Source organism: Flavobacterium sp. ZE23DGlu08, from assembly GCF_030505335.1.
Lineage (GTDB): Bacteria > Bacteroidota > Bacteroidia > Flavobacteriales > Flavobacteriaceae > Flavobacterium > Flavobacterium algoritolerans.
In genome coordinates, this window is record NZ_CP130045.1 from 3,260,275 (window position 1) to 3,283,509 (window position 23,235).

General features: G+C 35.3%; 16 protein-coding genes and 1 tRNA gene. 7 read left to right on the forward strand and 10 right to left on the reverse strand.

The features are described from left to right. Positions 1-114 precede the first annotated feature (114 nt). The 4 genes from Q1W72_RS14300 to Q1W72_RS14320 all read right to left on the reverse strand — a co-directional run bounded on the left by Q1W72_RS14300 (position 115) and on the right by Q1W72_RS14320 (position 9,178). Positions 115-918 carry a hypothetical protein gene (locus Q1W72_RS14300; protein ID WP_302135976.1) on the reverse strand — a complete coding sequence of 268 codons (804 nt, stop codon included), beginning with the start codon at positions 916-918 and terminating at the stop codon, positions 115-117. A gap of 195 nt (positions 919-1,113) precedes the next feature. Further along, positions 1,114-4,767, reverse strand: a complete 3,654-nt coding sequence (purL, locus tag Q1W72_RS14305) for a phosphoribosylformylglycinamidine synthase (protein WP_302135978.1) — start codon at positions 4,765-4,767, stop codon at positions 1,114-1,116. A 91-nt stretch (positions 4,768-4,858) separates the two neighbouring features. Further along, positions 4,859-7,414 carry an endonuclease gene (locus Q1W72_RS17050; protein WP_367881665.1) on the reverse strand — a complete coding sequence of 852 codons (2,556 nt, stop codon included), beginning with the start codon at positions 7,412-7,414 and terminating at the stop codon, positions 4,859-4,861. A 237-nt stretch (positions 7,415-7,651) separates the two neighbouring features. Further along, positions 7,652-9,178 carry a hypothetical protein gene (locus Q1W72_RS14320; RefSeq protein WP_302135980.1) on the reverse strand — a complete coding sequence of 509 codons (1,527 nt, stop codon included), beginning with the start codon at positions 9,176-9,178 and terminating at the stop codon, positions 7,652-7,654. 137 nt (positions 9,179-9,315) lie between these two features. Between Q1W72_RS14320 and Q1W72_RS14325 the strand changes: the two genes are divergently transcribed. The 5 genes from Q1W72_RS14325 (at position 9,316) to Q1W72_RS14345 (ending at position 13,385) form a co-directional block, all read left to right on the forward strand. Continuing rightward, the gene (locus tag Q1W72_RS14325; RefSeq protein WP_302135982.1) at positions 9,316-9,750 is read left to right on the forward strand and encodes a PaaI family thioesterase; all 435 of its coding nucleotides are present in this window, start codon (positions 9,316-9,318) and stop codon (positions 9,748-9,750) included. 129 nt (positions 9,751-9,879) lie between these two features. Then, positions 9,880-10,959, forward strand: coding sequence for an isochorismate synthase (locus tag Q1W72_RS14330; protein WP_302135983.1), 1,080 nt, complete (start codon positions 9,880-9,882; stop codon positions 10,957-10,959). Between the two features lie 52 nt (positions 10,960-11,011). Then, positions 11,012-11,728, forward strand: coding sequence for a bacillithiol biosynthesis deacetylase BshB1 (bshB1, locus tag Q1W72_RS14335; RefSeq protein ID WP_302135985.1), 717 nt, complete (start codon positions 11,012-11,014; stop codon positions 11,726-11,728). A gap of 75 nt (positions 11,729-11,803) precedes the next feature. After that, positions 11,804-11,877, forward strand: a tRNA-His gene (locus Q1W72_RS14340). Positions 11,878-12,188: 311 nt separating this feature from the next. After that, positions 12,189-13,385, forward strand: coding sequence for a PAS domain-containing sensor histidine kinase (locus Q1W72_RS14345; protein WP_099714919.1), 1,197 nt, complete (start codon positions 12,189-12,191; stop codon positions 13,383-13,385). Positions 13,386-13,570: 185 nt separating this feature from the next. Here Q1W72_RS14345 and Q1W72_RS14350 read toward each other — a convergent pair whose 3' ends face one another. From Q1W72_RS14350 to Q1W72_RS14370, 5 genes are all read right to left on the reverse strand, one after another. Further along, on the reverse strand, positions 13,571-14,584 hold the full coding sequence (locus tag Q1W72_RS14350) for a M28 family metallopeptidase (protein WP_282744437.1): 1,014 nt from the start codon (positions 14,582-14,584) through the stop codon (positions 13,571-13,573). 5 nt (positions 14,585-14,589) lie between these two features. Further along, entirely contained in the window at positions 14,590-15,603 is a 1,014-nt protein-coding gene (locus tag Q1W72_RS14355; RefSeq protein WP_099714923.1) for a DUF3667 domain-containing protein, read from the reverse strand. A 100-nt stretch (positions 15,604-15,703) separates the two neighbouring features. Beyond that, positions 15,704-16,474 carry a dienelactone hydrolase family protein gene (locus Q1W72_RS14360; protein ID WP_121342441.1) on the reverse strand — a complete coding sequence of 257 codons (771 nt, stop codon included), beginning with the start codon at positions 16,472-16,474 and terminating at the stop codon, positions 15,704-15,706. A gap of 112 nt (positions 16,475-16,586) precedes the next feature. Further along, complete coding sequence (locus tag Q1W72_RS14365) at positions 16,587-18,788, reverse strand: penicillin acylase family protein (RefSeq protein WP_233206878.1); 2,202 nt, start codon at positions 18,786-18,788, stop codon at positions 16,587-16,589. A gap of 16 nt (positions 18,789-18,804) precedes the next feature. Next, positions 18,805-19,257: an Lrp/AsnC family transcriptional regulator gene (locus Q1W72_RS14370; protein WP_099714929.1), complete on the reverse strand. Its 453-nt coding sequence runs from the start codon at positions 19,255-19,257 to the stop codon at positions 18,805-18,807. 230 nt (positions 19,258-19,487) lie between these two features. Here Q1W72_RS14370 and rocD point away from each other — a divergent pair, with 230 nt between their 5' ends. Continuing rightward, the gene (gene rocD / locus Q1W72_RS14375; protein ID WP_099714931.1) at positions 19,488-20,771 is read left to right on the forward strand and encodes an ornithine--oxo-acid transaminase; all 1,284 of its coding nucleotides are present in this window, start codon (positions 19,488-19,490) and stop codon (positions 20,769-20,771) included. A gap of 11 nt (positions 20,772-20,782) precedes the next feature. Then, complete coding sequence (locus Q1W72_RS14380; RefSeq protein WP_099714933.1) at positions 20,783-21,745, forward strand: arginase; 963 nt, start codon at positions 20,783-20,785, stop codon at positions 21,743-21,745. A 93-nt stretch (positions 21,746-21,838) separates the two neighbouring features. Here the strand turns inward: Q1W72_RS14380 and Q1W72_RS14385 are convergent, their stop codons facing one another. Then, a complete protein-coding gene (locus Q1W72_RS14385) occupies positions 21,839-23,230 on the reverse strand; it encodes a RagB/SusD family nutrient uptake outer membrane protein (RefSeq protein ID WP_099714935.1) in 1,392 nt (463 codons plus the stop codon). Positions 23,231-23,235 lie beyond the last annotated feature (5 nt).

Here is a 23,235-nt window from a genome sequence, read left to right on the forward strand (position 1 = left end):
GACTAAATTAATCCCTATTCTCGGATTTGCCAAATCATCCCAAATACAAGACCATTTTTCCATTAAGCCTAATGCCCAAATCCGTTGTAGTGGCTGTTAGTGATAGTTTTTCTCTCAATTGTTTTTACGTTTTTTCTTCTCCAATTTTTCAAAATTAAAATATGATTTTAGTTCTTGAATTAGTAATTTATTTATTTTCAGAATTTCTTCTAAACTAATCTCATTTTCTCTGATAAATGCCAAATCCTGAAGAATTAAATTTTGATTTTTCAATACGGAATTTTCGACTTTTAAGCCAATCCATTGTTTGTCCTTAATTTCTCTTTTAACCGACTGTAGAGAATCAAATTTATCGTGAAAAGTTGTAATTGTATAATAATGTTCCAATAATAAAAATACGGCAGTAAGTTTTGTATGCTCTTTTTTAGAAAGTTTATCTCCAAATTCTAAAGATTTTTCGTCAAGATTATTCAAGTCAATTGCGTTTAAAGCATATTGAATTCTCTTAGTAGTGAAAAGAAGGTTTTGAAAATTTAATAAAATACCAAATGCGAATAGGGGATGGATTGTATTCTTATGTTTGTTGTAATCCTCTTCAAAGCGGTAAATTACTTTGTCAAAAGTTAAGCTTAAATCATCTAAATCATCCGCATTTTTAGGTTGCTTGTATGAAAAATGATCATAAGTAAGTAAATTAAAAACAATTCCAATTTTCTTTTTGACGTAAAGATGAAATGCATATTTACTTTTACTTTCTTCATACTTTTTTTGTGCAAAAGGAATTAGAACGGCGGAAATTAGAGACAGTACTGCAATAAAAAGAAACCAAATATTCCAATCAATTTTGTCACTTTCTTCAATTATTTTAACTTTTATTGGTTGTGCAATTTTCAAAGAATCTACTATTTTATCTTTCATTTTATAACTTGATTTGAAATCGAATCTTCTTTAAAATTATCACTAACTTGTATATAGGCGCTACTGGGTAGCGTATTACTTTCAAATATACACTTTAATTATTATCTTACAAATCATCAAAATGGCTTTTAAATTCATTCCATAAAAAAAGCGCTCTTTTTCAGGAACGCTTTTTTAAAATCTATAAAAATATAATTATTTTTTATCCATCCATTTTCTGGCATTGACAAAAGCTTCATGCCAAGGCGAAACTTCATCGTCTCTGTCTTTTGGATAATGTGCCCAGTTCCATTGGAACGTAGAACGCTCAATGTGTGGCATCATAACCAAGTGACGTCCTGTTTTGTCGCAAAGCATCGCCACGTCAAAATGAGAACCGTTTGGATTAGCAGGATAGCCTTCATAGGCATATTTAGAAACAATGTTATAATTTTCTTCGCCCATTGGCAAGTTGAATTTTCCTTCACCATGCGAAACCCAAACTCCAAGTGTACTTCCTGCTAATGAAGAAAGCATCACCGAATTGTTTTCCTGTACCGTTACCGATGTAAAAATACTTTCGTGTTTGTTACTTTCGTTGTGCAACATTTTTCCGTGTACTTCATGCTCTGGATTAATCACTTCCAATTCCATAAACAATTGACAACCATTACAAATTCCAACAGACAATGTGTCGTCTCTTTTGAAGAAATTGTCTAAAGCTGTTTTTGCTTTTTCATTGTATAAAAATGCTCCCGCCCAACCTTTGGCAGAACCCAATACATCTGAATTGGAGAATCCACCAACAGCTCCAATGAACTGAATATCTTCCAAAGTCTCACGACCTGAAATCAAATCGGTCATGTGAACGTCTTTTACATCAAATCCAGCTAAGTACATGGCATTTGCCATTTCACGCTCGGAGTTACTTCCTTTTTCACGGATAATAGCTGCTTTTGGTTTTGGCTTAGAAGTATCGATTACTGGTTTTTTTCCTGTAAAATGTGTTGGAAAAGTATAGTGTAAGGCTTGGTTTTTATAATTGTCAAAACGCGCTTGAGCTGTTCCGTTCTTCGATTGTTTTTGGTCTAATAAGAAGGAGGTTTTGTACCAAACATCTCTGTATTTAGCAATGTCTAATGTACAAGGACCAAAATCTAAAGTCGCTTCATTTGTAGCGCTTCCTAATTTGTAGAAAGAAACGGTATTGGCGTTTAATTTAGATTCCACTTCAGCATCTGATTTTGCTTGGAAAACAATTCCAATATTTTCAGCAAAAAGGTATTTGATGATGTCTTTTTCTTCGAAAACAGAGAAATCTATTTTCGCTCCTAAATTCACGTCGGCAAAACACATTTCCAATAAAGTTGTGATCAAACCACCACTTCCAATGTCGTGTCCTGCAAGGATATTGTTGTCTAAAATTAATTCTTGAATGGTATTGAAAGCTCTTTTGAAAAATGCAGCGTCTTTAATCGTTGGCACTTCATTTCCAATAGTATTCAAGGTTTGTGCAAACGAAGAACCACCTAATTTGAAATCATCTTGCGATAAATTGATATAATAAATAGAACCGCCGTCTCCTTGTAACACAGGTTCAACTACTTTTCTAATATCCGTACAATTTCCACCTGCCGAAATAATTACCGTTCCCGGTGCGATTACTTCTTCATTTGGATATTTTTGTTTCATGGAAAGTGAATCTTTCCCTGTTGGAATATTGATTCCTAATTCGATTGCAAAATCCGAACAACCTTGTACAGCTGCATACAAACGAGCGTCTTCCCCTTCGTTTTTACAAGCCCACATCCAGTTAGCTGACAATGAAAGTCCAGCTAAACCATCTTTTATTGGCGCCCAAACAATGTTAGACAATGCCTCTGCAATAGCAGTTCTACTTCCCGCAATTGGATCAATTAATGCTGCTACAGGAGAGTGACCAATCGAAGTGGCAATTCCTTCTATTCCTTGGTAATCCAAAGCCATTACACCACAATTATTCAATGGCAATTGTAATGGACCCGCACATTGTTGTTTGGCAACTTTACCACCCACACAACGGTCTACTTTGTTGGTCAACCAGTCTTTACAAGCCACTGCTTCCAGTTGAAGTACTTGCTCTAAGTAGGTTGAAATGTTTTTCTTGTCGTATGTTAAATCAGTATAATTTCTTTCGATTGTTTTGTCTGTCATGACCACTTTTGGAGAACTTCCAAAAAAGTCTTCCAAGGCAAAATCCATTGGTTTAGCTCCAGTTGATTTTGATTCGAAAGTAAAACGGTGATCTCCGGTTACGTCTCCCACTTGGTACATTGGAGAACGCTCACGGTCGGCAATTTTTTGCAATAAATCGATGTTTTCCTTACCAATAACCAATCCCATTCTTTCCTGAGATTCGTTACCAATTATTTCTTTTGCCGAAAGGGTAGGATCTCCCACAGGCAATTTGTCTAAATCAATTAATCCACCAGTATCTTCCACTAATTCCGAAAGACAGTTTAAATGTCCGCCAGCACCGTGATCGTGAATAGAGACAATTGGATTGATATCGCTTTCTACCAAACCACGAATGGCATTGGCAGCACGTTTTTGCATTTCTGGGTTCGAACGTTGGATGGCATTCAATTCAATTCCTGAACTAAAAGCACCTGTATCTGCTGAAGAAACTGCAGCTCCACCCATTCCAATTCTATAATTTTCCCCACCAAGGATGACAATTTTATCGCCTGTTTGTGGTTTTTTCTTAATCGCTTGGTCTAATTTTCCGTACCCAATTCCACCCGCTTGCATAATCACTTTGTCGAAACCTAGTTTGCGAGCGTCTTCTTCGTGTTCGAAAGTCAGGATAGAACCTGTAATTAACGGTTGTCCAAATTTATTTCCAAAATCAGAAGCTCCGTTAGAGGCTTTGATCAAAATATCCATTGGGGTTTGATACAACCATTTTCTTTCGGTCATACCGTTTTCCCACGGTCTGTTTTCGGCTAAACGAGAATATGAAGTCATATAAACTGCCGTTCCAGCCATTGGCAACGAACCTTGTCCACCTGCTAAACGGTCGCGAATTTCTCCTCCAGAACCAGTTGCAGCTCCGTTGAAAGGTTCTACTGTTGTTGGGAAATTATGCGTTTCTGCTTTTAATGAAATAACCGAATCAAATTCTTTTACTTCATAAAAATCAGGCTTATCAGCACTTTTTGGTGCAAATTGTTGTACACGAGGCCCTTTTACAAAAGCAACGTTGTCTTTATAAGCCGAAACAATATCGTTCGGGTTTTCCTGAGATGTTTTCTTGATTAATTTGAATAAAGAAGATTCTTTTTCTTCTCCGTCAATTATAAATTTTCCGTTGAAAATCTTGTGACGACAGTGTTCTGAATTGGCTTGTGAAAAACCAAAAATCTCAGAATCTGTTAGTTTTCGTCCTAATTTAATCGCTAGATTATCTAAATATTCCACTTCATCCGGACTTAAAGACAATCCTTCTTTTGCATTGTAAGCAGCAATATCATCGATGTCCAAAATGGCTTCCGGAAGCACGTTGATAGTGAAAATATCTTGATTTAACTCAGCGTATTTTTGCGAAAGCATCGGGTCAAAATCAGAAAAATCAGCTGTTGCTTTCTGAAATTCTTCGATTCTAATGATTCCGGAAATCCCCATGTTTTGAGTGATTTCCACAGCATTAGTGCTCCACGGCGTTATCATTGTGGCGCGAGGACCAACAAAAAAATCCGTCAGTACGGATTTTTCTATTTTATTTGAATCGGCAAAAAGCCAGTTAAGTTTTGAAATGTCTTGAGCCGAAATTTCGTTTTGCGTATGTACGGCAAAAACAGTTTTGCTTTGGTTTTCAAAGAAATGGATCATTGTTATGTAGTTTGTTGTATTGCGGTGCAAATTTAGTCAATTAAGATTAAATTTTGGGTAAAAAAAAAGCGGCAATTTGCCGCTTTCTTAATTAGTTGATTATTAATTTCTTGATGACCGAATTTGAATCGATGGTAACTCGAACTAAGTACGTTCCTTTTGCAATATTTGGCAGCGTAATTTCTGATTTGGTACTGTTTTCTTCTCCAAAAATTTTCTGACCAATTATAGAATAAATTTCGATAGCATATATTTTATTCGAATTGTTGATAGAAAAATTTCCATTAGATGGATTTGGATAGATAGCAATATCATTTATGTCAAGAGCAACACTGGTTTTTGGTGTTTTTTCAACCATACGACTTCCTAAATTGTTACAGGTGTCTGAAGTGTAAGAATCCCATTGTGCTGTTTTATTGAAAGTGGTCGTTGGAGACGTAACGGTTGCTTTTCTTCTGATTGTTTCGTCAGCTGCAAAGTTTGCTGTTCCACCGTTAAAAGTTCCAATGATGTCAATTAGGACTCCATTTTTGAATAAACCTACAGCATCATTTCCATTAAAAGCCATTTCAGTTGCTGATGTAGAAAGATTAGCCGAACTTATAGGATAACAAGTGGATGCCATCAAACTATTTACAATGGTGAATTTACTTCCGTTATTCAGCGTTCCGGTTAAGGCTAGTCCAGTACTCCAAGCACCGGCACCGTTGGTTTGTTTTTTGATACTGTAAATCGATAAATTAATCGCTCCGCCTGTTGCATTTGAAATTTCCAACGCTTTATTGTTTGACGAACCTTCAATATATTCAGAAAATAATAAATCGGTTGCAGTGGAGCCACCGCTAGTTGTAGTAACATTGACAACATTGCTTGAAGCTGAAATATTTCCGGCTGCATCCTTAGCTTTTACTGAAAAAGTATAGGCTGTTGCAGCAGTTAATCCAGTTACATTATACGTTGTCGTTGAAACGGTACCTAATAATGTAGTTCCTCTATATACGTTGTATCCGGTTACTCCAACATTGTCCGTTGCAGCAGTCCAAGATAAAGTTGTGGTGGTTTGGGTTGTTCCTGATGCTGTCAAAGCTGTAGGTGCTGATGGAGCAGTTGTATCTGCAGTTCCGGCAACTATATTTACCGTATAATCCTCTACTTGGCCATATGGGATCGCTTCACAAGAAGTTGGAATGGCATTGTATTTCATTGAAACTCTCATTCTCGTTGTTCCTAATGCAGCCGAAACTGGTATCGTGATTGTTCCTGTTGCCGGAGTTGTTGTTGAAGTGGCTTTCGACCAAACTAATTCTCCTGCATCTGTAAATAATCCGTTTTTGTTATAATCAATCCAAACCGCATATCCTTCGCTGTAAACAGAGCCTGTCCATGACGGTGTAATGGTAATGGTATTTGCCGTTCCAGAAGTTGCATTAGTAGTTAATGCCGTGAAATTTTCATAACCTGCAGTTCCTGTAGAGGTGTTATTTATAGAACCAAAAACAACTTTTCCTATTTTTTCATCGGCAGTACTGTTTCCTTGAGAAGCACAATACGTAATTGATGTTCCGGCAGCAGTTGTAGCATTAACTACGTTACTTGAAGTCGAAGAATTTCCTGCTGCATCTTTGGCAACAATATAAAACGAATAGGCTGTTGAAGCTGTTAATCCAGTGATAGTAGTTGTTGTTCCGGTTACTGTTGTTTTTAAAGCGCTGTTCATGTATACATTATATCCAGTCACTCCAATATTGTCAGTTGAAGCCGTCCAGCTTAATGAAACGGAGTTTGATGTTGTTCCGCTAGCTACTAAATTAGTTGGAGTAGTAGGGGCTTGTGCATCAGCGGTTGGGTTCCAAATCGACTGTACATATTCTGGATGGTCAATGTATGGATTTCTATTGTTTTGAGCCGTATAAATAGCATTGTTACGAGCGATTTCTCGAGTACTAACTGGATCTTGATTGTGCCAAGTGATCAATAGGTTTAAAAAAGCAGTAGTGAAAACTTGATTGCTGGTACCATTAAACATTGCATAAGAATAACCAGCAACAGTATTTTCGTAACGTGTGGCAAAATAGAAATACATACGTGCAATATCACCTTTGAATTCGTTGATAGGTTCAAAAATAGGTCCAGAGTAACCAGAAGTTGTACTTGCTCCAAGTTTACCTCCGTTTAATGAAGTCCAAGTAGGAGAAGTTACCGGTCCGTGTGGATAATTAGAACGTTGTCCATTTACTTTCCCATCAGTTGGTGTGATGAAATGCGCATCCGAAACCATTGGTGATTGTTCACTAAATACAGATTGCGGAATAATGTGCTCTCTATTGTAACAATCGCCCTCTACGCTATAGGTTCCACATCTTTGTGTAGTTCCTGCGGAGTAATTATAAGGATCTGTTCCGGTTGGATTTTCAGAATACATGTCTAAAATTGTGGCGTCATTTTCAAAGTAATAATCCCTGTCGGATGTCTGATATATGGTATATAAACCTGCATATCCGTTATCCGTATGTCCTTTGATGATGTTGTATAATTGTGTTTTCAAGGTGTAGCCAGTTCCCGAGGCGGTGTTGTAATAGCCACTTGGTATTTGGGCTATTGTAGCTGTGACAAACAGTAATAATAAGGCAGAGTAGATTTTTTTCATAATTTAAATTTGTTTTGGTTATTGGGGTTAGTTTCAGTTTTTAAAAACTTGATTTTCAAATCTTAAAATACTGAAGACGCGCAAATTTATAACTTTTATGATGGGTTATGTTAAGAAATTATGAAGTTAATTAAGATTTTCTTAACATAATTATTAACATTTTAAGGAAAGTAGTTGTACTCTTACTTTAGAAGAAAACAGAAATGAAAATTGGAATTGGAGTTAAAGCAATGGTGTTTATTTTGGAAAAACTTTGTTTTGATACGCACCCAAATCTGGTGGTAAAGTTCTCGTGTTTCCTATAATATCAAGCGGAATCAAATACGCGGAATTCCCTTTTGCGAAAGCTGCTGAAGTTTCGTCAATATTGAATTTGTTCTGTGATGTATTGAAAAATTTCGGGTCTTTGTTCAAAATTATAGCATTGTAATGTGCGGTGTCAGTATTAAATTGATAATCGGGATTCGTCGTAAATTGATTGGATACGTTATCAAATTTGATAAGGCAATTGTTGAATTGGTATTCAAAAGCAGCCCCTGTTTTTTTGTTTAAACTCATTTCGTTTGAGTACGACCCATAAATGATACAATTGTTAAATGTGGCTGCGGTTAAATCTTTCACTTCCGGAACTGCTCCCAAAATATAATTGCTTACCAAAACCGCCACTTGTTGTGAGCTGTTCCAGCTATTGTTGAAGGTGGAATGTGTAAACGAATAATTTCCGCCATAAGAACACGCTAAACTGGCTTGTCCGGCATTATTGATAACTAAATTTTCGCCTTTGATTTTTGCTGTCTGCGCCAAAATTCCGTAGTTACTGCTATTGTAGATTTGGGTATTTTTGATAGAAACTGTTGTGCCATCATTGTTTTGAATTAACAAACCAATGGTTGCATTTTTAATCGTGAGGTGATTCAATGTATTATTTGTACTGCCATCAGTAAGCCAAATGGTACCCCATTGTCCCGGTACATCTGAAAAATCCGGTTCTAAACGGTCGCCTTCAAAAATAACTTCGTTTTCTAGCTTATCCGTTGTTGATAATGTTCCATTGATATTTATTGAGGCATTATTGGCTACAATAAGCCCGGAATTTGCATGGAAATGAACTCTGGTTCCTGCTTCAAAAGTGGCAGTTTTATTCGAAGGAACAGCTGCGTAACCATAAATAACATAAGGCTTGTCATTGGTAAACTGCAATTCATTCCCATTTACAGGGTCGTTTTCATCAAGAAAAAATCCATCAATTTTTTCGTCTCCAATAGGAAGTGTTTCTGTGGTTCCGTCAGCAAAACGTTTTGGATAAAGAAAAACAGCATCTTGAATCAGCGTTACCAGTTCCACATTTTGAAGATTTTCGCCACTGTCAAACTGAATTTGATCGGTGTATAAAAAATCAGTTGGGTTGGCATCAGTGATATTAGCAGTAGTTTCTATGAAAATATACAAACTGTCTTTGGCTAAAAGATCCACATTATTGAAAATTTTCCCGTCAGTTCCCTGCATTCCATCAACGGTCATTCTATATTTTGAGCTCAATCCTTTTCCTAATTTAATGCTTGGAATGGTAATGTCGTTTTTACTTTTGTTGTACACTTTGAGTCGGTATGTACTGGAACCTATGTTAGTAAAAACGGTATCTAAATAAATGGTGTCTTTCGAAAATGTCAAATCACCAGTACTTGCTACGGTCTCAAAATCGGAACGACAGGAAAAAACAGAAAGCACTATTCCAATAAAAAGCAGTAATGTGATGGGACGCATTTAGTTAGATTTTTTGTAAAAATAGGAAAAATCTAATATTAATGTAGCCGATTTTAGATTTGTATTTACAATAACAATTGCAATTACTGTTTTGTGACTTATCTTTTATTTATTTTTACATTTTAAAAGCTAATAACATGACATTCGACAAAGAAAAAATACTTCAGTATTGCAATCACATTTCTAAAAACACCTTAATGGAAACTCTGAATATTGAATATACTGATGCAGGAGAAGATTTTTTAGTAGCCACAATGCCAGTGAATCCGTCCGTACATCAACCAATGGGATTGTTGCATGGCGGTGCTTCTGTGGCTTTGGCAGAAAGTGTGGGCAGTGCAGCTTCTATGCTTTATGTAAATTCTGAATTAAGCGAAGTGCGCGGAATTGAGATTTCAGCCAATCATTTGAAAGCAAAACGGGACGGAATTGTAACGGCAACCGCCAAGATTGTCCACAAGGGCCGAAGTATACATCTTTGGGAAATACGAATTACTGATGAAAACAATAATTTAATCTCACTTTGTAAGCTTACGAATATGGTTTTACCAAAAAGAAAAAGCAGAGATTAAATAGGGAAGCAATTGTGGCTAAAGCCATAAGACAGCTTCTGGAAAAATTGACGAATATGGTTTTGAAAAAATCCAACAAATAAGAATACCTGATGTTTTAATGAAATTTATATTTTAAATAAATTGAATATGATTGATTTTTTTATAAAAGTAAAGCAACAAGAAACGCAACATTTACCTTTCGTTATATATCGAAAGCCTAATACAAGTAGATTAATTGGTTATTTTCAAAAGAATGACCACTTGTATTTTGCTGAAAATTTCAATGAAATGGGATTTGTTTTCGCTCCTTTTGAAGGTAATCAAATGATACTGATGCCAAAAGAACAATCTGTAAAATGGGATGCAGAGTTGCCTTCTTTTGAAGAAAGTTCCCATTCGGATGTTGCGTTTACAGAAAATGAAGAAGCCAAAGAACATTTTATTACGTTAGTTCAAAAAGGTGTTGATGCCATCAAAAAAGGGCTTTTAAATAAAGTGGTTTTGTCGAGAGAGGAAATCGTTGCTGTGCCTAATTTTGATTTGGTTTCTGTTTTTACAAAATTGCTTCAATCGTATCCATCAGCTTTTACCTATTGTTGGTTTCATCCAAAAATTGGCTTGTGGATGGGCGCTACGCCAGAGCAATTATTGAAAGCCAATAAAAATAAATTTTACACGATGGCTTTGGCGGGAACGCAAACTTTTCAAGGTTCATCAGATATTGTTTGGGAGAAAAAAGAGAAAGAGGAGCAGCAATTTGTAACGGATTTCATTTTGAATAATCTAGAAAGTGTAACATCTGAAGTGACAATCTCAAGTCCCTATACATTAAAAGCAGGTAATTTGTTGCACATTAAAACTGATATTGAAGGGATAATAGATGCCAATTCAAATTTAAAAGAAGTGGTTTCTATTTTGCATCCAACTCCCGCTGTTTGTGGACTTCCTAAAGATAAAGCTAAAGCATTTATTTTTGAAAATGAAGGTTATAACAGAGAATACTATTCGGGATTTTTAGGTGAATTGAATAAAAAAGGAATTGATATTCAAAAATCAAAAACAGACTTGTTTGTAAACTTACGATGTATGCAAATTAAGATTGCTTCGGACCCCACAATGACAAAAGCGCATTTGTATATGGGTTGTGGTATTACAAAAGACAGTATTCCAGAGCATGAATGGAAGGAAAGCGTCAATAAATCAATGACAATGAAAAAGGTATTGTAACGAATGTAGTTTCAATATCATTACGGCTTAAATATTAAAAAAAATAAATGAAATGAAATTAGATATACTTGCTTTTGGTGCGCATCCTGATGATGTAGAATTGGGTTGTGCAGGAACCATTTTAAAAGAAATCTCCTTGGGGAAGACAGTTGGAATTATTGATTTGACCCGTGGCGAATTAGGAACTCGCGGTTCAGCCGAAATCAGAGATCAAGAAGCGAATGCTGCTGCAAAAATCCTAGGTGTTTCAGTGCGTGAAAATTTAGAAATGAGAGATGGCTTTTTTGTTAATGATGAAAAGCACCAATTAGAGATCATAAAAATGATTCGCAAGTACCAACCCGAAATTGTTTTGTGTAATGCAATCGATGATCGTCATATTGATCATGCAAAAGGGAGTAAATTGGTATCTGATGCTTGTTTTTTATCCGGATTGATGAAGATTGAAACTACATTAGAAGGACATAAACAAACGGCTTGGCGACCAAAACTAGTCTATCATTACATACAGTGGAAAAATATAGAACCGGATTTTGTGGTTGACATTACAGGATTCACCGATAAAAAAATTGAATCTATTTTAGCATACGGTTCTCAGTTTTACGATGCAAATTCTAATGAACCAGAGTCGCCAATAACCAGTAAAAACTTTCTGGAAAGCCTGAATTACCGTTCCAGAGATTTAGGAAGGCTTACAGGAGTAGATCATGCGGAAGGTTTTACCGTAGAAAGATATTTGGCAGTCAATAGCTTAGGAGATTTGATATAAATTTCATGTAATTTTTTAAAAAAAATATTTGCAGAAGTAAACTTATGTCGTATATTTGCCACCGCTAAGCAAATGGTGGTTGTAGCTCAGCTGGTTAGAGCATCGGTTTGTGGTACCGAGGGTCGCCGGTTCGAACCCGGTCATCCACCCAAAAGGCAAAAGCCTCGAAGAAATTCGAGGCTTTTTTTGTGGGATAAAGTTTCGTGGGATAGTAGGTACTATTTTATTGGCTTGAAAATTGTAAATGGGAAATAGTATCAGAGTGGAATAGAAGAAGTCTTTTGGGATTTTAGGATTAAACCAATTAAGGATATAACTTTTCGGACATAAATTACTGTTAGGGGTTATATTATTTGTTTTAGATACTTCGTATTTTCTTTTGTGTATCTTTGGACGCATTGCATAGTTAAATCAACCTAAAATAAGCTTTCAAAACTTTAAATATTATTTACATAATTTAATGGAAAACGAGAAAATCAATTCTAAAATTCTTAAAAGTAATTACATTCCAACAGCCGAGTTTTATAGCCAAATAATTGATAGTTTACAAGATTATTCAATTTTTACTCTTGATAATGAATTTGTAATTAATAGCTGGAGTTCAGGTTCAACCAAAATATTTGGATATGAACCAGACGAAATTATAGGACAGCATTTTGATGTTATTTTTACTGAAGAAGACATACAAAATGGTATTCCGCAAACAGAAATTCAAGCTGCATTAGTAGAGGGAAGAGCTACGGATAACAGATGGCACATTTGTAAGGACAGAAGTATTTTTTATGCTTATGGTTTAGTTTTTCCACTTACTGGAATTGATGGAGAGATGTTGGGTTATGTTAAAATCTTACGAGATTTGACTGAGAGAAAGAAATCAGAGGATGCCATAAAGAAATATGTAAAAGAACTGGAAGACCTTAATACACATAAAGAGAATGTTCTTGCAATTGTTTCTCATGATTTAAGAAGTCCGTTGTCCGGAATTATCGGAACGGCAGAATATTTGAAAACAAATCTGGACCGATTAGAATCCACAAAGGCAAAAGAAATGCTTGATTTACTTCATAAAACGGCAGTAGATGAGTTAAACATGCTAGATAATTTAGTGGAATGGGCCAGAATAAAATATGCATCGGAAGTGTTCTCTCCAGCAAAAATTGAGCTTTTTGATTATGCACAAAAAGTTTTTGAATCATTGCATGACGCAGCTGCTTTGAATTCCATAAATCTCCGTAATGAAATAGGACCTAATATCAGTGTTTTTGCAGATGGGAAAATGTTGCTTTCTGTTTTTCAAAATATAATTTCTAATGCTATCAAGCATTCTTTACCTGGAGGAGAAATTATCGTTTTGGCAAAAATTGAAGCTGAAAAAGTATTAATTCAGATAAAGGATTCTGGAATTGGAATGTCCAAAGACGTGCAAAGCAAACTTTTTACCCCACAAATGAGTACGCTTTCTAAAGCAAGGAAAGATAACAAAGGTGCCGGAATTGGATTGTTATTAGTGAAAGGATTTTTAGAAAAAAATGACGGGGAAATATGGGTTGAAAGTGTGGAAGGAATTGGTTCTTCTTTTTATTTCACATTGCCTCTTGAGGAACCTTTGCATAAAATTGATAGCGTTGATAAAATAGAATTTGACGAAAGGGTTTAATTGATTAAATGATAAAAAAAAGAGCTTCGGATTACTTCGAAGCTCTTTTTTTATGGGGTTTGCACAAGGGATAGCAGTGGAAATCCTTTATTGTCTCGTTTTTTAACGTGACAATAAAGATTGTAACGTATAGCCCGACCACGCTGTAGCGCTAGCGAAAGCGTGAATGTGCCCAAATGCTCTATCTATTTTTTATCTACAATAGGTCTTTCGGTACGGTTTGCCAGTTCCCAAGCGGTTACAAATGCAAATTTGGCTCTTTTTGTTAATGCATCGTATTCAATTTTGTCAGGACTATCTGTTGGTTTGTGATAATCAGCATGAACTCCGTTGAAAAGGAATACAGACGGAACGCCATTTTTAGCAAAGTTGTAATGGTCAGAACGCTCATAGAAATGGTTTGGATCTTTAGGATCATTGTATTTATAATCTAAATCCAAATTAGTGTATTTAGCGTTTGCAATGGTACAAATATTATCTAGATCAGTCGATAAGCGGTTTGCGCCAATAACGTATACATAATTGTTGCTGCCCGCATGAGCTTCATCACGACGGCCTATCATGTCAATATTGATGTCGGTAATGGTGTTTGCTAATGGAAACAAAGGGTTTTCTGAATAGTATCTGGAACCATGCAAACCGTGTTCCTCGCCGGTAACGTGAAGAAACAGGATAGAGCGTTTTGGACCGTGACCTTCTTTTTTAGCGATTTGGAATGCTTGTGCAATTTCAAGAAGCGCAACAGTTCCTGAGCCATCATCATCAGCACCATTGTAAATTTCTCCATTTTTTGCACCTACGTGATCGTAATGGGCAGAAATTACAAGAACTTCATTTGGTTTTTCAGAACCTTCGATATAGGCCCAAATGTTTTCGGAATCCGGTAAGTTTTCATTGCGTTTGGCATTTAAGAAAGCTGCCGGGATTTTTTGGTAATAGTCAGAAGCGGCAGTTGGAAAAGGAACGGCGTTTTTCTTGTATTGATCGATGAGGTAAACACCTGCTTTCTTTTGTCCTGCAGATCCTGTTTCACGGCCTTCCATTTCATCCGAAGCGACAATGTAAAGATGTGTTTTTAATTCGTCAGCAGTAATTGTATTCATATATTTTGTAGGGTCGGTATTTGCTATACTGACTTTTTGAGTGGTACAGCTCATGGTTAAAACAACCATTAGACCTAATAAAGGGATTTTTTTCATGTTTTTTAATGTAAATTGATAAATGTATAAATGGCAAAAATTGATAATATAATAATGATTAATATGAAGTTGATGAAAAATAGTAAACTACTTTTTAGAAAGGAGATAAAGCGGGTTTCTCCATAAAAACGATGGTGCGCCGGAAAGAAATAATAAACCATCCAGCCAATTCCTACGAAATTAGTGATTACCTGTATGAAAGTTACAAGACCTAGTTCTGAAAATGGAGTCAATCCTTTGTTTATCAGAAATAATAACAAAAACAGCAATAACAAAAAGGAAAAATAATGTAAGGTAAAAATACCATGATCAAAGTAATACCAGCGTTTCTTGTTGTGGAAAAGCCACAGAAAAAAAGCAAAAATTGGCATGAATACAAACAGAACTTTGGGCAAATTATGGGTAAAGGAACTTATGAATTTTTCAATAATTTCGCTTTGGGTATTATTTTCTTTAACGATTTGGATTTTTTTATTCATCCAATAACTGAAATCAGATAATTTTTCTGACTCAGGAGCATGCTTTTGAATAGAGTCTAATTGTTCGACGGAATCATATCCAAAATTGATCAATTCATCCTCGTCTTTTGGATCAGTTTTACTTTTTTTAACGGAATCATTTTTGGATATAGTATTTTGAAATGATTTGTTTTTGGTGGTAAAGATAGCTTCCTTTTCGGTAGTTTTTTCTGAAGAATTGATTTCACTAGGAAAAATGGCAATCAATAGAAATGTAATAAAACTTATAAAAATATACAATCTGACAGGAGCCAAATAAGACAATCGTTTTCCGGAAAGGTATTCTTTAGTTAGTGCAGAAGGCTTGAATAAAAGATTTTTTATGGTTCTCCAAAAAGCGTTTTCATAATGTGTTAAATCCTCAAAAAAATGAACAAAGAGGTGATGAAACGTCTTTCGGGTATCAGTATTTTCTTGCCCGCAATTAGGGCAGAATCTATTTTCAACCACATATCTGCAATTAAGACACGTTTTGTCGTTTCTGATTTTACTTTTTGACATAAAAAAAACAGTATAAATTCTAGAATTTTGTTACATTTTAATCTATAAAACTAACAAAAAAACCGAACTTATACTGTTTTTAAAAAATATATTTAAAAAATTATTTCAAAACTTCTTTTAAGAAAGCATTCATACGTTCCCATGAACGTTTAGCAGCTTTTTCGTTGTAAGCGGCTCCTTTAGAATTATCATTCCCAGCTTCAGGTTCTGTAAAAGCATGTACTGAATTAGCGTAATAAATCATTTCCCAATCCGCTTTTGTATCTCTCATTTCTTGTTGAAAAGCAGTTACTTCTGCAGCTGGAACATAAGGGTCATCAGCACCGTGAAGCACTAAAATTTTTGCAGCAATTGGATTATTTACTCGTGCAGCATCTCGTCCTAAACCACCATGGAAAGAAACTGCTCCTTGGATTTTCATTCCTGCTCTTGCAGCTTCAAGTACGCCAGTTCCCCCAAAACAATAACCTATGACAACAATATTATCTGGATTTGCACCTGCTTTCACTAATTGGTCTAGAGCAAGTTGAATGCGTCTTTGATAATCAGCTACATTATTTTTATAAATACCAGCTTGTTTTCCGGCTTCTTGCGTGTTTGTTGGGTAGTTTCCTTCACCATAAATATCAGCTACAAAAGCATAATAGCCCATGTTTGACAATTTTTCTGCAGATTGTTTTGAATGCGTATCAATTCCTTTCCAAGCGGGAAGGATTAAGATTCCAGGTTTAGTTTTGCTTCCTTTTTTAGGTGCAATTGACAAACCATTTAATTTTTGATTTCCATCCGTGTACTTTACTGCTTTCAATTGTGCAAATGCGCCATTGGAAAGCAATAGAAATCCTAATAAAGCAAAGAAGATATTTTTCATATTGGGTGTTTTTATTTTTACAAATGTCTCAATTAATTAGTCCAAAAATTAGGGCTTTGATTTTTTTAATTTATAACTGTATATTTAATCTTTATGATGAAGAGTTAAAAAACTATTCGCCGGGATGATACTTTTTTTCGGCATTTTTTTGAACATCATCTTTATAAAATAATACATCTTTAAATTGTCCTTTTCGGTACATTTCAGCCTGATCATAAAAATGTTTCGATTTTGGATCTCCGCTGTTTCCGCCTGCCAGTAAAGATTTTGCTTTTATTTTTGTTCCAAATTCTACTGCGCATACAAAACTATTACCGTTAGTGCCATAACGCTTTTTGGTATCTTTTTGATAATTGCTTTTGAAGGCGGGTAAACTTCCCCAAAGCGCGGGTCCGTATCCAATAGGTAGACTTTCCAGGGCATCATTATAATTCATAGCAATCTCGCCTGAAGTTCTCTGGAAACGATTGATTTCTCCCCAAGTAATTTGCCAGGTTCCAAATTTCATTTTCAATTCGTTTATAACTGTTTGTAGTTGAGGAAGCACTTGGTCTGGTGTTGCATTTTTTACAAAATTACGCGTGTTTTCCACTTGGTCCATTTCGCCTTCATTAGTATATACTTTTTGAATAATTGGGTTTAATCTATAAGCCCATTCCACAGCTAAGGTTGTCGCGACAGAATTCTCTTTGGCATAATAATCCCAATTTTTCAATATCGTTATTGGTTCTGACAGTTCTGTGTAAAGAGGATTATTGGCACTGATGTTTTTTTCGAAGCTGGAAATTAAAGATGGAATTAAAAATTCGAATGCCGTCAGTTTCGTGTCATAACCGTCGGCAATTACTTTGTCCAATGTATAGGTATTGCCTTTACTTAATAGTCGAACCGCATTCAATCCTCTGAAACTTTCTCCATCTGGCGCCATGTAAGGCAAATAGTTTTCCTCTTTTGGACTATTGTCACCAGCCACGGTATAAGGCGTAGAATTACAGTTTTGCAACCAGCCGTTTATGGGATTATAGGAATGAACTGTTTCTGAAACTTCGTGCAATCCTTTCCATTGCGTTGCCGGTGTTGTGCCGTCCATCACTTTTGACCAATTCAGTTTTTTGTCTCGAATAGGAATAAAATTCCCATGCCAGTAGGCAATATTTCCCTCTTTATCCGCATAGACAGTATTGTTTGAGGTATTGGCTTTCAAATTCATTGCCGTTCTATACTCTTCAAAACTTTTTGATTTTGTTCTCACCCAGCTTTGTTCCAGACTTTTCATCGAGCGATTATTCGATTTCAAGCTAATCCATTTTCCGTCTCTTTTGGCCATGATTGGACCGTGATTGGTGTAATAGGTGTTGAATGTTTTAGGGACCAGTTTCCCGTTTTCAAGATACTTGATGGTTATTTTTTTCTCGATAATCCGAACTAATTTATTATCGTATTCGTAAAATAGTTTGTTGTTTTTGGTTACGATTTTCTCGGCATACATATCGGCTACATCCACATTTGATGAGGTATGCATCCAACCACAGTTTTCATTAAATCCTTGGTATATAAAAAATTGTCCCCATGTTACTGCTCCGTAGGCATTCAATCCTTCTTCACTGCTCATCTGTATTTCGGGGCGAAAATAAAAAGAGGTATGTGGATTAATGTATAAAATCGCATTTCCCGATGCTGTTTTAGAAGGAGCAATTGCAAATCCGTTGGAACCAGTTTGTACGTCTTTTTCACGTTCTATGTAGGCCACTTTATCCGTGTTTCCGGAATAAAAAGCTTTCAATTCTCCGGTTGAAAGATCAGCGGTACTGATTGCCCCAATACTTCCGTCTGTCCAAAGTAATGGAAACCAAGGTTCAAAATGAGTCAATAAAGCGGGTTTTACTTCGGGGTGATTGTGCAGGTAAAAGTTGATTCCGTCCGCATAACTGTTTAATAATTTTTTCAACCAAGGTGCTGCTTTTTTATAATCGGCTTTTGCTTCCTCGGTGTCAATTAAAAGTTTAATTTCTAAATCATTGTATAAAACCGATTGTCCTTTGATTTCGGAAAGGCGTCCTAATTTTTCAATGTAATTCATTTCTACCCGTTTGAAATCGTCTTCACATTGCGCGTACAACATTCCAAAAACGGCATCAGCATCGGTTTTGCCATATACATGCGCAATTCCCCAATTGTCTCGGATAATGGTCACTTGTTGCGAGAGTTTTTTTAGTCTTGCTATTTCTTGGTTTGATATCTTTTGTGAAAACATGGAGAAACTAAAACAAAAAACTAGAATTGTAAGCAGCAAATGATTCTTGAAATATTTCATTTTATGGAATATTATGTTAGAGACTTACATTTCTTTTGAAAGCGCAACCCAATTCGATTATAGAATCCGTTTTGGCAATACCGGGAATGTTATCTATTTTTTCATATAGAACTTTGCGCATGTGTTCGTGATCTCTGGCAATAATTTTTATGTAAAGAGTAAAAGATCCGGTGATGTAATAGCATTCCGTGATTTCTGGAATGTTTTTCAGTTCTTCAATAATCCTGTCAGAATCTTGATCTTTATTTAAGGTAATTCCAGTAAAAGAGCCCCAATCGTAACCCACTTTTTTTTCATTGATTACAGGCTTTATCCCTGTAATTATTCCTTGTTCCATTAATCTGTTGATGCGTTGATGCACCATTGTATTTGATATTTTTAGATTAGTAGCTATGGCTGAATACGCCATTCTTCCGTCTTTTTCTAATTCTTTGATAATATTGATGTCGAATTCGTCTAATATATCCATGTTGGTTTGATTATAAATGATGCTTTTGTATTTGTATAAAAGTACTTATTTTTATTTATTTCGAAATGCATCTGTAAATTGAATTGTAAATTTAAAAATGACTTATTTTTAATCTAAATTAAGAAAATATTTTCAAATAGTATCTTTATAAAAGTCAAAATATTTATTTTTATTGGTAAATTAAAAAAAAATAGTAATTTTGTACTTTATTATATTAAAATAGAAACATCATGACACATACAGAACAAAACCTTTCTTCAAAATCTGAAGCGTTGATAGCAAAAGAGAATCAATACGGAGCTCACAATTACCATCCTTTACCTGTAGTTTTAGAAAAAGGCGAAGGTGTTTATGTTTGGGATGTAGACGGAAAAAAATATTATGATTTTTTATCGGCATATTCTGCCGTAAATCAAGGACATTGTCATCCAAAAATTGTTGGTGCCATGATAAAACAAGCGCAAACATTGACTTTGACTTCACGTGCTTTCCATAATGATCAATTAGGACCGTATGAAGAATATGTAACCAAGTATTTTGGTTTTGATAAAGTATTACCTATGAATACTGGTGCTGAAGCAGTGGAAACTGCTTTGAAATTATGTAGAAAATGGGCGTATGAGGTAAAAGGAATTCCTGAAAATCAAGCGCAAATAATCGTTTGTGAAAACAATTTTCACGGAAGAACAACAACAATTATTTCATTTTCGAATGATGAAACTGCTCGTAAAAGCTTTGGACCATTCACGGCCGGATTTATAAAAATTCCATACGATGATGTCGAAGCTTTGGAAAACGTATTAAAATCAACACCAAATATAGCAGGATTTTTAGTGGAACCTATTCAAGGTGAAGCAGGAGTGTATGTTCCTACCGAAGGATATTTGGCAAGAACTAAAGCGCTTTGTGAAGCACACAATGTTTTATTTATTGCTGATGAAGTGCAAACAGGAATTGCACGTACAGGAAGATTATTGGCAACTTGTGGAAATTGTGAGTGTAAAAAAGGATGTGAAGGTAAACCAGAAGTGAAACCTGATATTCTTATTTTAGGGAAAGCAATTTCTGGTGGTGTGTATCCTGTTTCGGCAGTTTTAGCCAATGATCACATTATGAATGTCATTAAACCGGGACAACACGGCTCTACTTTTGGAGGAAATCCTATTGCGGCAGCTGTTGCTATTGCAGCGCTTGAAGTGGTAAAAGAGGAGAATTTGGCACAAAATGCGGCTTACTTAGGCGAAGTTTTAAGAACAGGACTTAACGAGATTGCTTCCAGAAATTCATTAATTACATTGGTTAGAGGAAAAGGATTATTGAATGCCATTGTTATCAATTGTGATGAAGAATCTGATTTGGCTTGGAATATTTGTATGAAATTCAGCGAATACGGATTATTGGCAAAACCAACACATGGTAATAAAATTCGTTTAGCACCGCCATTAGTAATTACTGAATCTCAGATTTATGAGTGTTTGGGTATTATCGAAAGAGCTTTAAACGATTTCAGATAATTTAAGCGATAATGGGAAAAGCGATAAAATTAATAAAAAACAGATCTGATATAGGTGCTGGTACGCGAGGTTCTGACTTGGGGATTGATGCTATCGAAATCGCTGCAATTAATCAAAACAGTGATTATTTTAATCAATTTGAATTTGAAGATGTAAAAACACACAACGAATCCATTTATGATAAAAATCGGAGTACTTCTGCTAAAAGAATTGAGCATGTTGTAGAGCAGTGCACCAGAGTTTGTAATGCGGTAAAGAAAAATTTAGCAGGGAATTATTTTCCAATTGTTTTATCAGGAGATCATTCTTCAGCATTAGGGACTTTAAGTGGAATAAAAGCAACTTTTCCGGAGCAAAATATTGGTGTGTTTTGGATTGATGCCCATGCTGATTTGCATTCGCCTTACACTTCACCATCGGGAAATATTCATGGAATGCCATTATCAGCGGCTCTTGCGGATGATAATTTGAGTTGCCAGAATAATGATGTAGCTCCAGAAACCAAACAACATTGGGAGGAAATGAAAAATATAGGGTATAAAGGGCCAAAAGTTTTGGCTGAAAATCTGATTTATTTTGGAGTTCGTGATACTGAAGATGAGGAAGATAAGCAAATTGAAAAATTGAATATCAAGAATTATAAGGTTGATGAAGTGCGTTACAGAGGATTGGAAACGTGTGTCGCTGAAGCTTTGTCAAAATTAACGCATTGTGAAGTTTTGTATATTTCTTTTGATGTGGATTCCATGGATTGTGATATGATTTCTTATGGAACAGGTACACCGGTTCCCAAAGGTTTTGATCAGTACGAAATCATAGCAATTATCAATCAAATTATCCAAACAAAAAAAGTTGTTTGCATTGAATTTGTGGAGGTAAATCCTTTATTGGACACCAAAGGAAATAAAATGGCAGAAACTGCTTTTGAGGTTTTGGAAGCTATAACGACAACACTTGTTCTTCCTATTGAATAGTTTATTTTTTTTAATACATAGAAAAGCCCGAAATCAAATTTTAGATTTCGGGCTTTTTATTTAATGGTTTTTTAAAAGGATATTTTAAAAGGATTAACTTCCGTATCCAGGATTTTGCGTGATTTTACTATTTGTATCCGTTTCTCTTAATGGAATTGGGAATACTAAAGTGTTATCATTATATGGAATCAATTCAGATCCATCAGCAAAAACATCAATAGAACCTTTTGTTCTTTTTAAATCATGAATTGCAAAGCCTTCCATTGCTAATTCCAATTCGCGTTCTCTTAAAATAGTAGCTAAGGTAACGGTTATGAAATTTGTCGCATTTGCACGTGTTCTCAGTAAATTGATGTCAGCCACCGGAGTGTTACCAACAAAAGTTCCAGCTCTGAAATTTGCTTCGGCTCTAATAAGGTACATCTCAGCCAAACGAATTAAAGGAACATCTCCAAATTGATCGGTGTATTTAGAAGTCAATCTTCTTCCGTTGTCTGGGTTGATGTAATTAAAATTACGTCTTTCGTCAGCTGGGTCAGTAAATTTAGCTAAATAAGTAGATCTTATTTCGATATCGCCACCACGTCCACCATTGTCTTCGGAAGCATATAAATTTGTCACTTCATTTTCTCCTGTTTGTTTAGTGATTTGTATAGCAAAAATATCCTCACTCTGATTGACATCATGATTGAAAGCATTTGCATATTTAGGAGATAAAGCACGTCCGCTATTTTCAATTACATCATGAGCAGCATCTCTGGCAGCAGGATAATTTCCTTGTTGCAAATATACTCTCGCTAATAAAGCTTTGGCTGCATATTTATCAGCATAAAAACTATTGTCTTCCGGAAGATCATTGTAAGCCAAGTTTAAACCTGAAATTATTAGCGCATAAACTTCATCTACAGTGCTTCTTTCTTTTGCTAAATCAATAGTGAAATCATAAATTGCATTTGGTCTGATAACAACACCTAATTGGGTATTTGCTTGACCTGCTTCATATGGTTTTGCAAAAAATCGAACCAAATCAAAGTATGCCATTGACTTTAAAAAAGTAGCCTCGGCAATCATTGTAGTTTGTCTTTCGGGATCTTGAACTTTATCTATGTTTTCAATAACTGTATTGGCAGCATTGATTATTTGATAGTTTCGAGTATAAATTTGCTGAACAAAAGTATTGTTAACTAAAATAGTTTTAGAATACATTTGTCGGCATTCGCCAAAAGTACCTCTCCATCTAAAATCAGTTGTCGCTGTTATACCAGTTTGTGCCAATAAATCGGCAGAGGTCAATATTCTACCACCATATACATCACCATCTGCAGCTGTAGCATAGGCACCTGTTAATATGTTAATGATGCCTGTTTCAGTAGTTAATGTTACTGAAGCATCTTCATTTTGTTTGGGATCTATTTCTAATTCATTGTCACAACTTGCAAAAAAAGTAGCGAAGAGAATAAATAGGATTAATTTATTTGATTTCATTTTTT

What these genes read in the sequence shown, in the direction of transcription:
- Q1W72_RS14365 (WP_233206878.1), bottom strand. Translation starts at nt 18,788, where the DNA reads ATGAAATATTTCAAGAATCATTTGCTGCTTACAATTCTAGTTTTTTGT.
- Q1W72_RS14355 (WP_099714923.1), bottom strand. Translation starts at nt 15,603, where the DNA reads ATGTCAAAAAGTAAAATCAGAAACGACAAAACGTGTCTTAATTGCAGA.
- Q1W72_RS14385 (WP_099714935.1), bottom strand. Translation starts at nt 23,230, where the DNA reads ATGAAATCAAATAAATTAATCCTATTTATTCTCTTCGCTACTTTTTTT.
- Q1W72_RS14300 (WP_302135976.1), bottom strand. Translation starts at nt 918, where the DNA reads ATGAAAGATAAAATAGTAGATTCTTTGAAAATTGCACAACCAATAAAA.
- rocD (WP_099714931.1), top strand. Translation starts at nt 19,488, where the DNA reads ATGACACATACAGAACAAAACCTTTCTTCAAAATCTGAAGCGTTGATA.
- Q1W72_RS14320 (WP_302135980.1), bottom strand. Translation starts at nt 9,178, where the DNA reads ATGCGTCCCATCACATTACTGCTTTTTATTGGAATAGTGCTTTCTGTT.
- Q1W72_RS14350 (WP_282744437.1), bottom strand. Translation starts at nt 14,584, where the DNA reads ATGAAAAAAATCCCTTTATTAGGTCTAATGGTTGTTTTAACCATGAGC.
- Q1W72_RS14380 (WP_099714933.1), top strand. Translation starts at nt 20,783, where the DNA reads ATGGGAAAAGCGATAAAATTAATAAAAAACAGATCTGATATAGGTGCT.
- Q1W72_RS14330 (WP_302135983.1), top strand. Translation starts at nt 9,880, where the DNA reads ATGATTGATTTTTTTATAAAAGTAAAGCAACAAGAAACGCAACATTTA.
- Q1W72_RS17050 (WP_367881665.1), bottom strand. Translation starts at nt 7,414, where the DNA reads ATGAAAAAAATCTACTCTGCCTTATTATTACTGTTTGTCACAGCTACA.
- Q1W72_RS14370 (WP_099714929.1), bottom strand. Translation starts at nt 19,257, where the DNA reads ATGGATATATTAGACGAATTCGACATCAATATTATCAAAGAATTAGAA.
- bshB1 (WP_302135985.1), top strand. Translation starts at nt 11,012, where the DNA reads ATGAAATTAGATATACTTGCTTTTGGTGCGCATCCTGATGATGTAGAA.
- Q1W72_RS14345 (WP_099714919.1), top strand. Translation starts at nt 12,189, where the DNA reads ATGGAAAACGAGAAAATCAATTCTAAAATTCTTAAAAGTAATTACATT.
- Q1W72_RS14360 (WP_121342441.1), bottom strand. Translation starts at nt 16,474, where the DNA reads ATGAAAAATATCTTCTTTGCTTTATTAGGATTTCTATTGCTTTCCAAT.
- Q1W72_RS14325 (WP_302135982.1), top strand. Translation starts at nt 9,316, where the DNA reads ATGACATTCGACAAAGAAAAAATACTTCAGTATTGCAATCACATTTCT.
- purL (WP_302135978.1), bottom strand. Translation starts at nt 4,767, where the DNA reads ATGATCCATTTCTTTGAAAACCAAAGCAAAACTGTTTTTGCCGTACAT.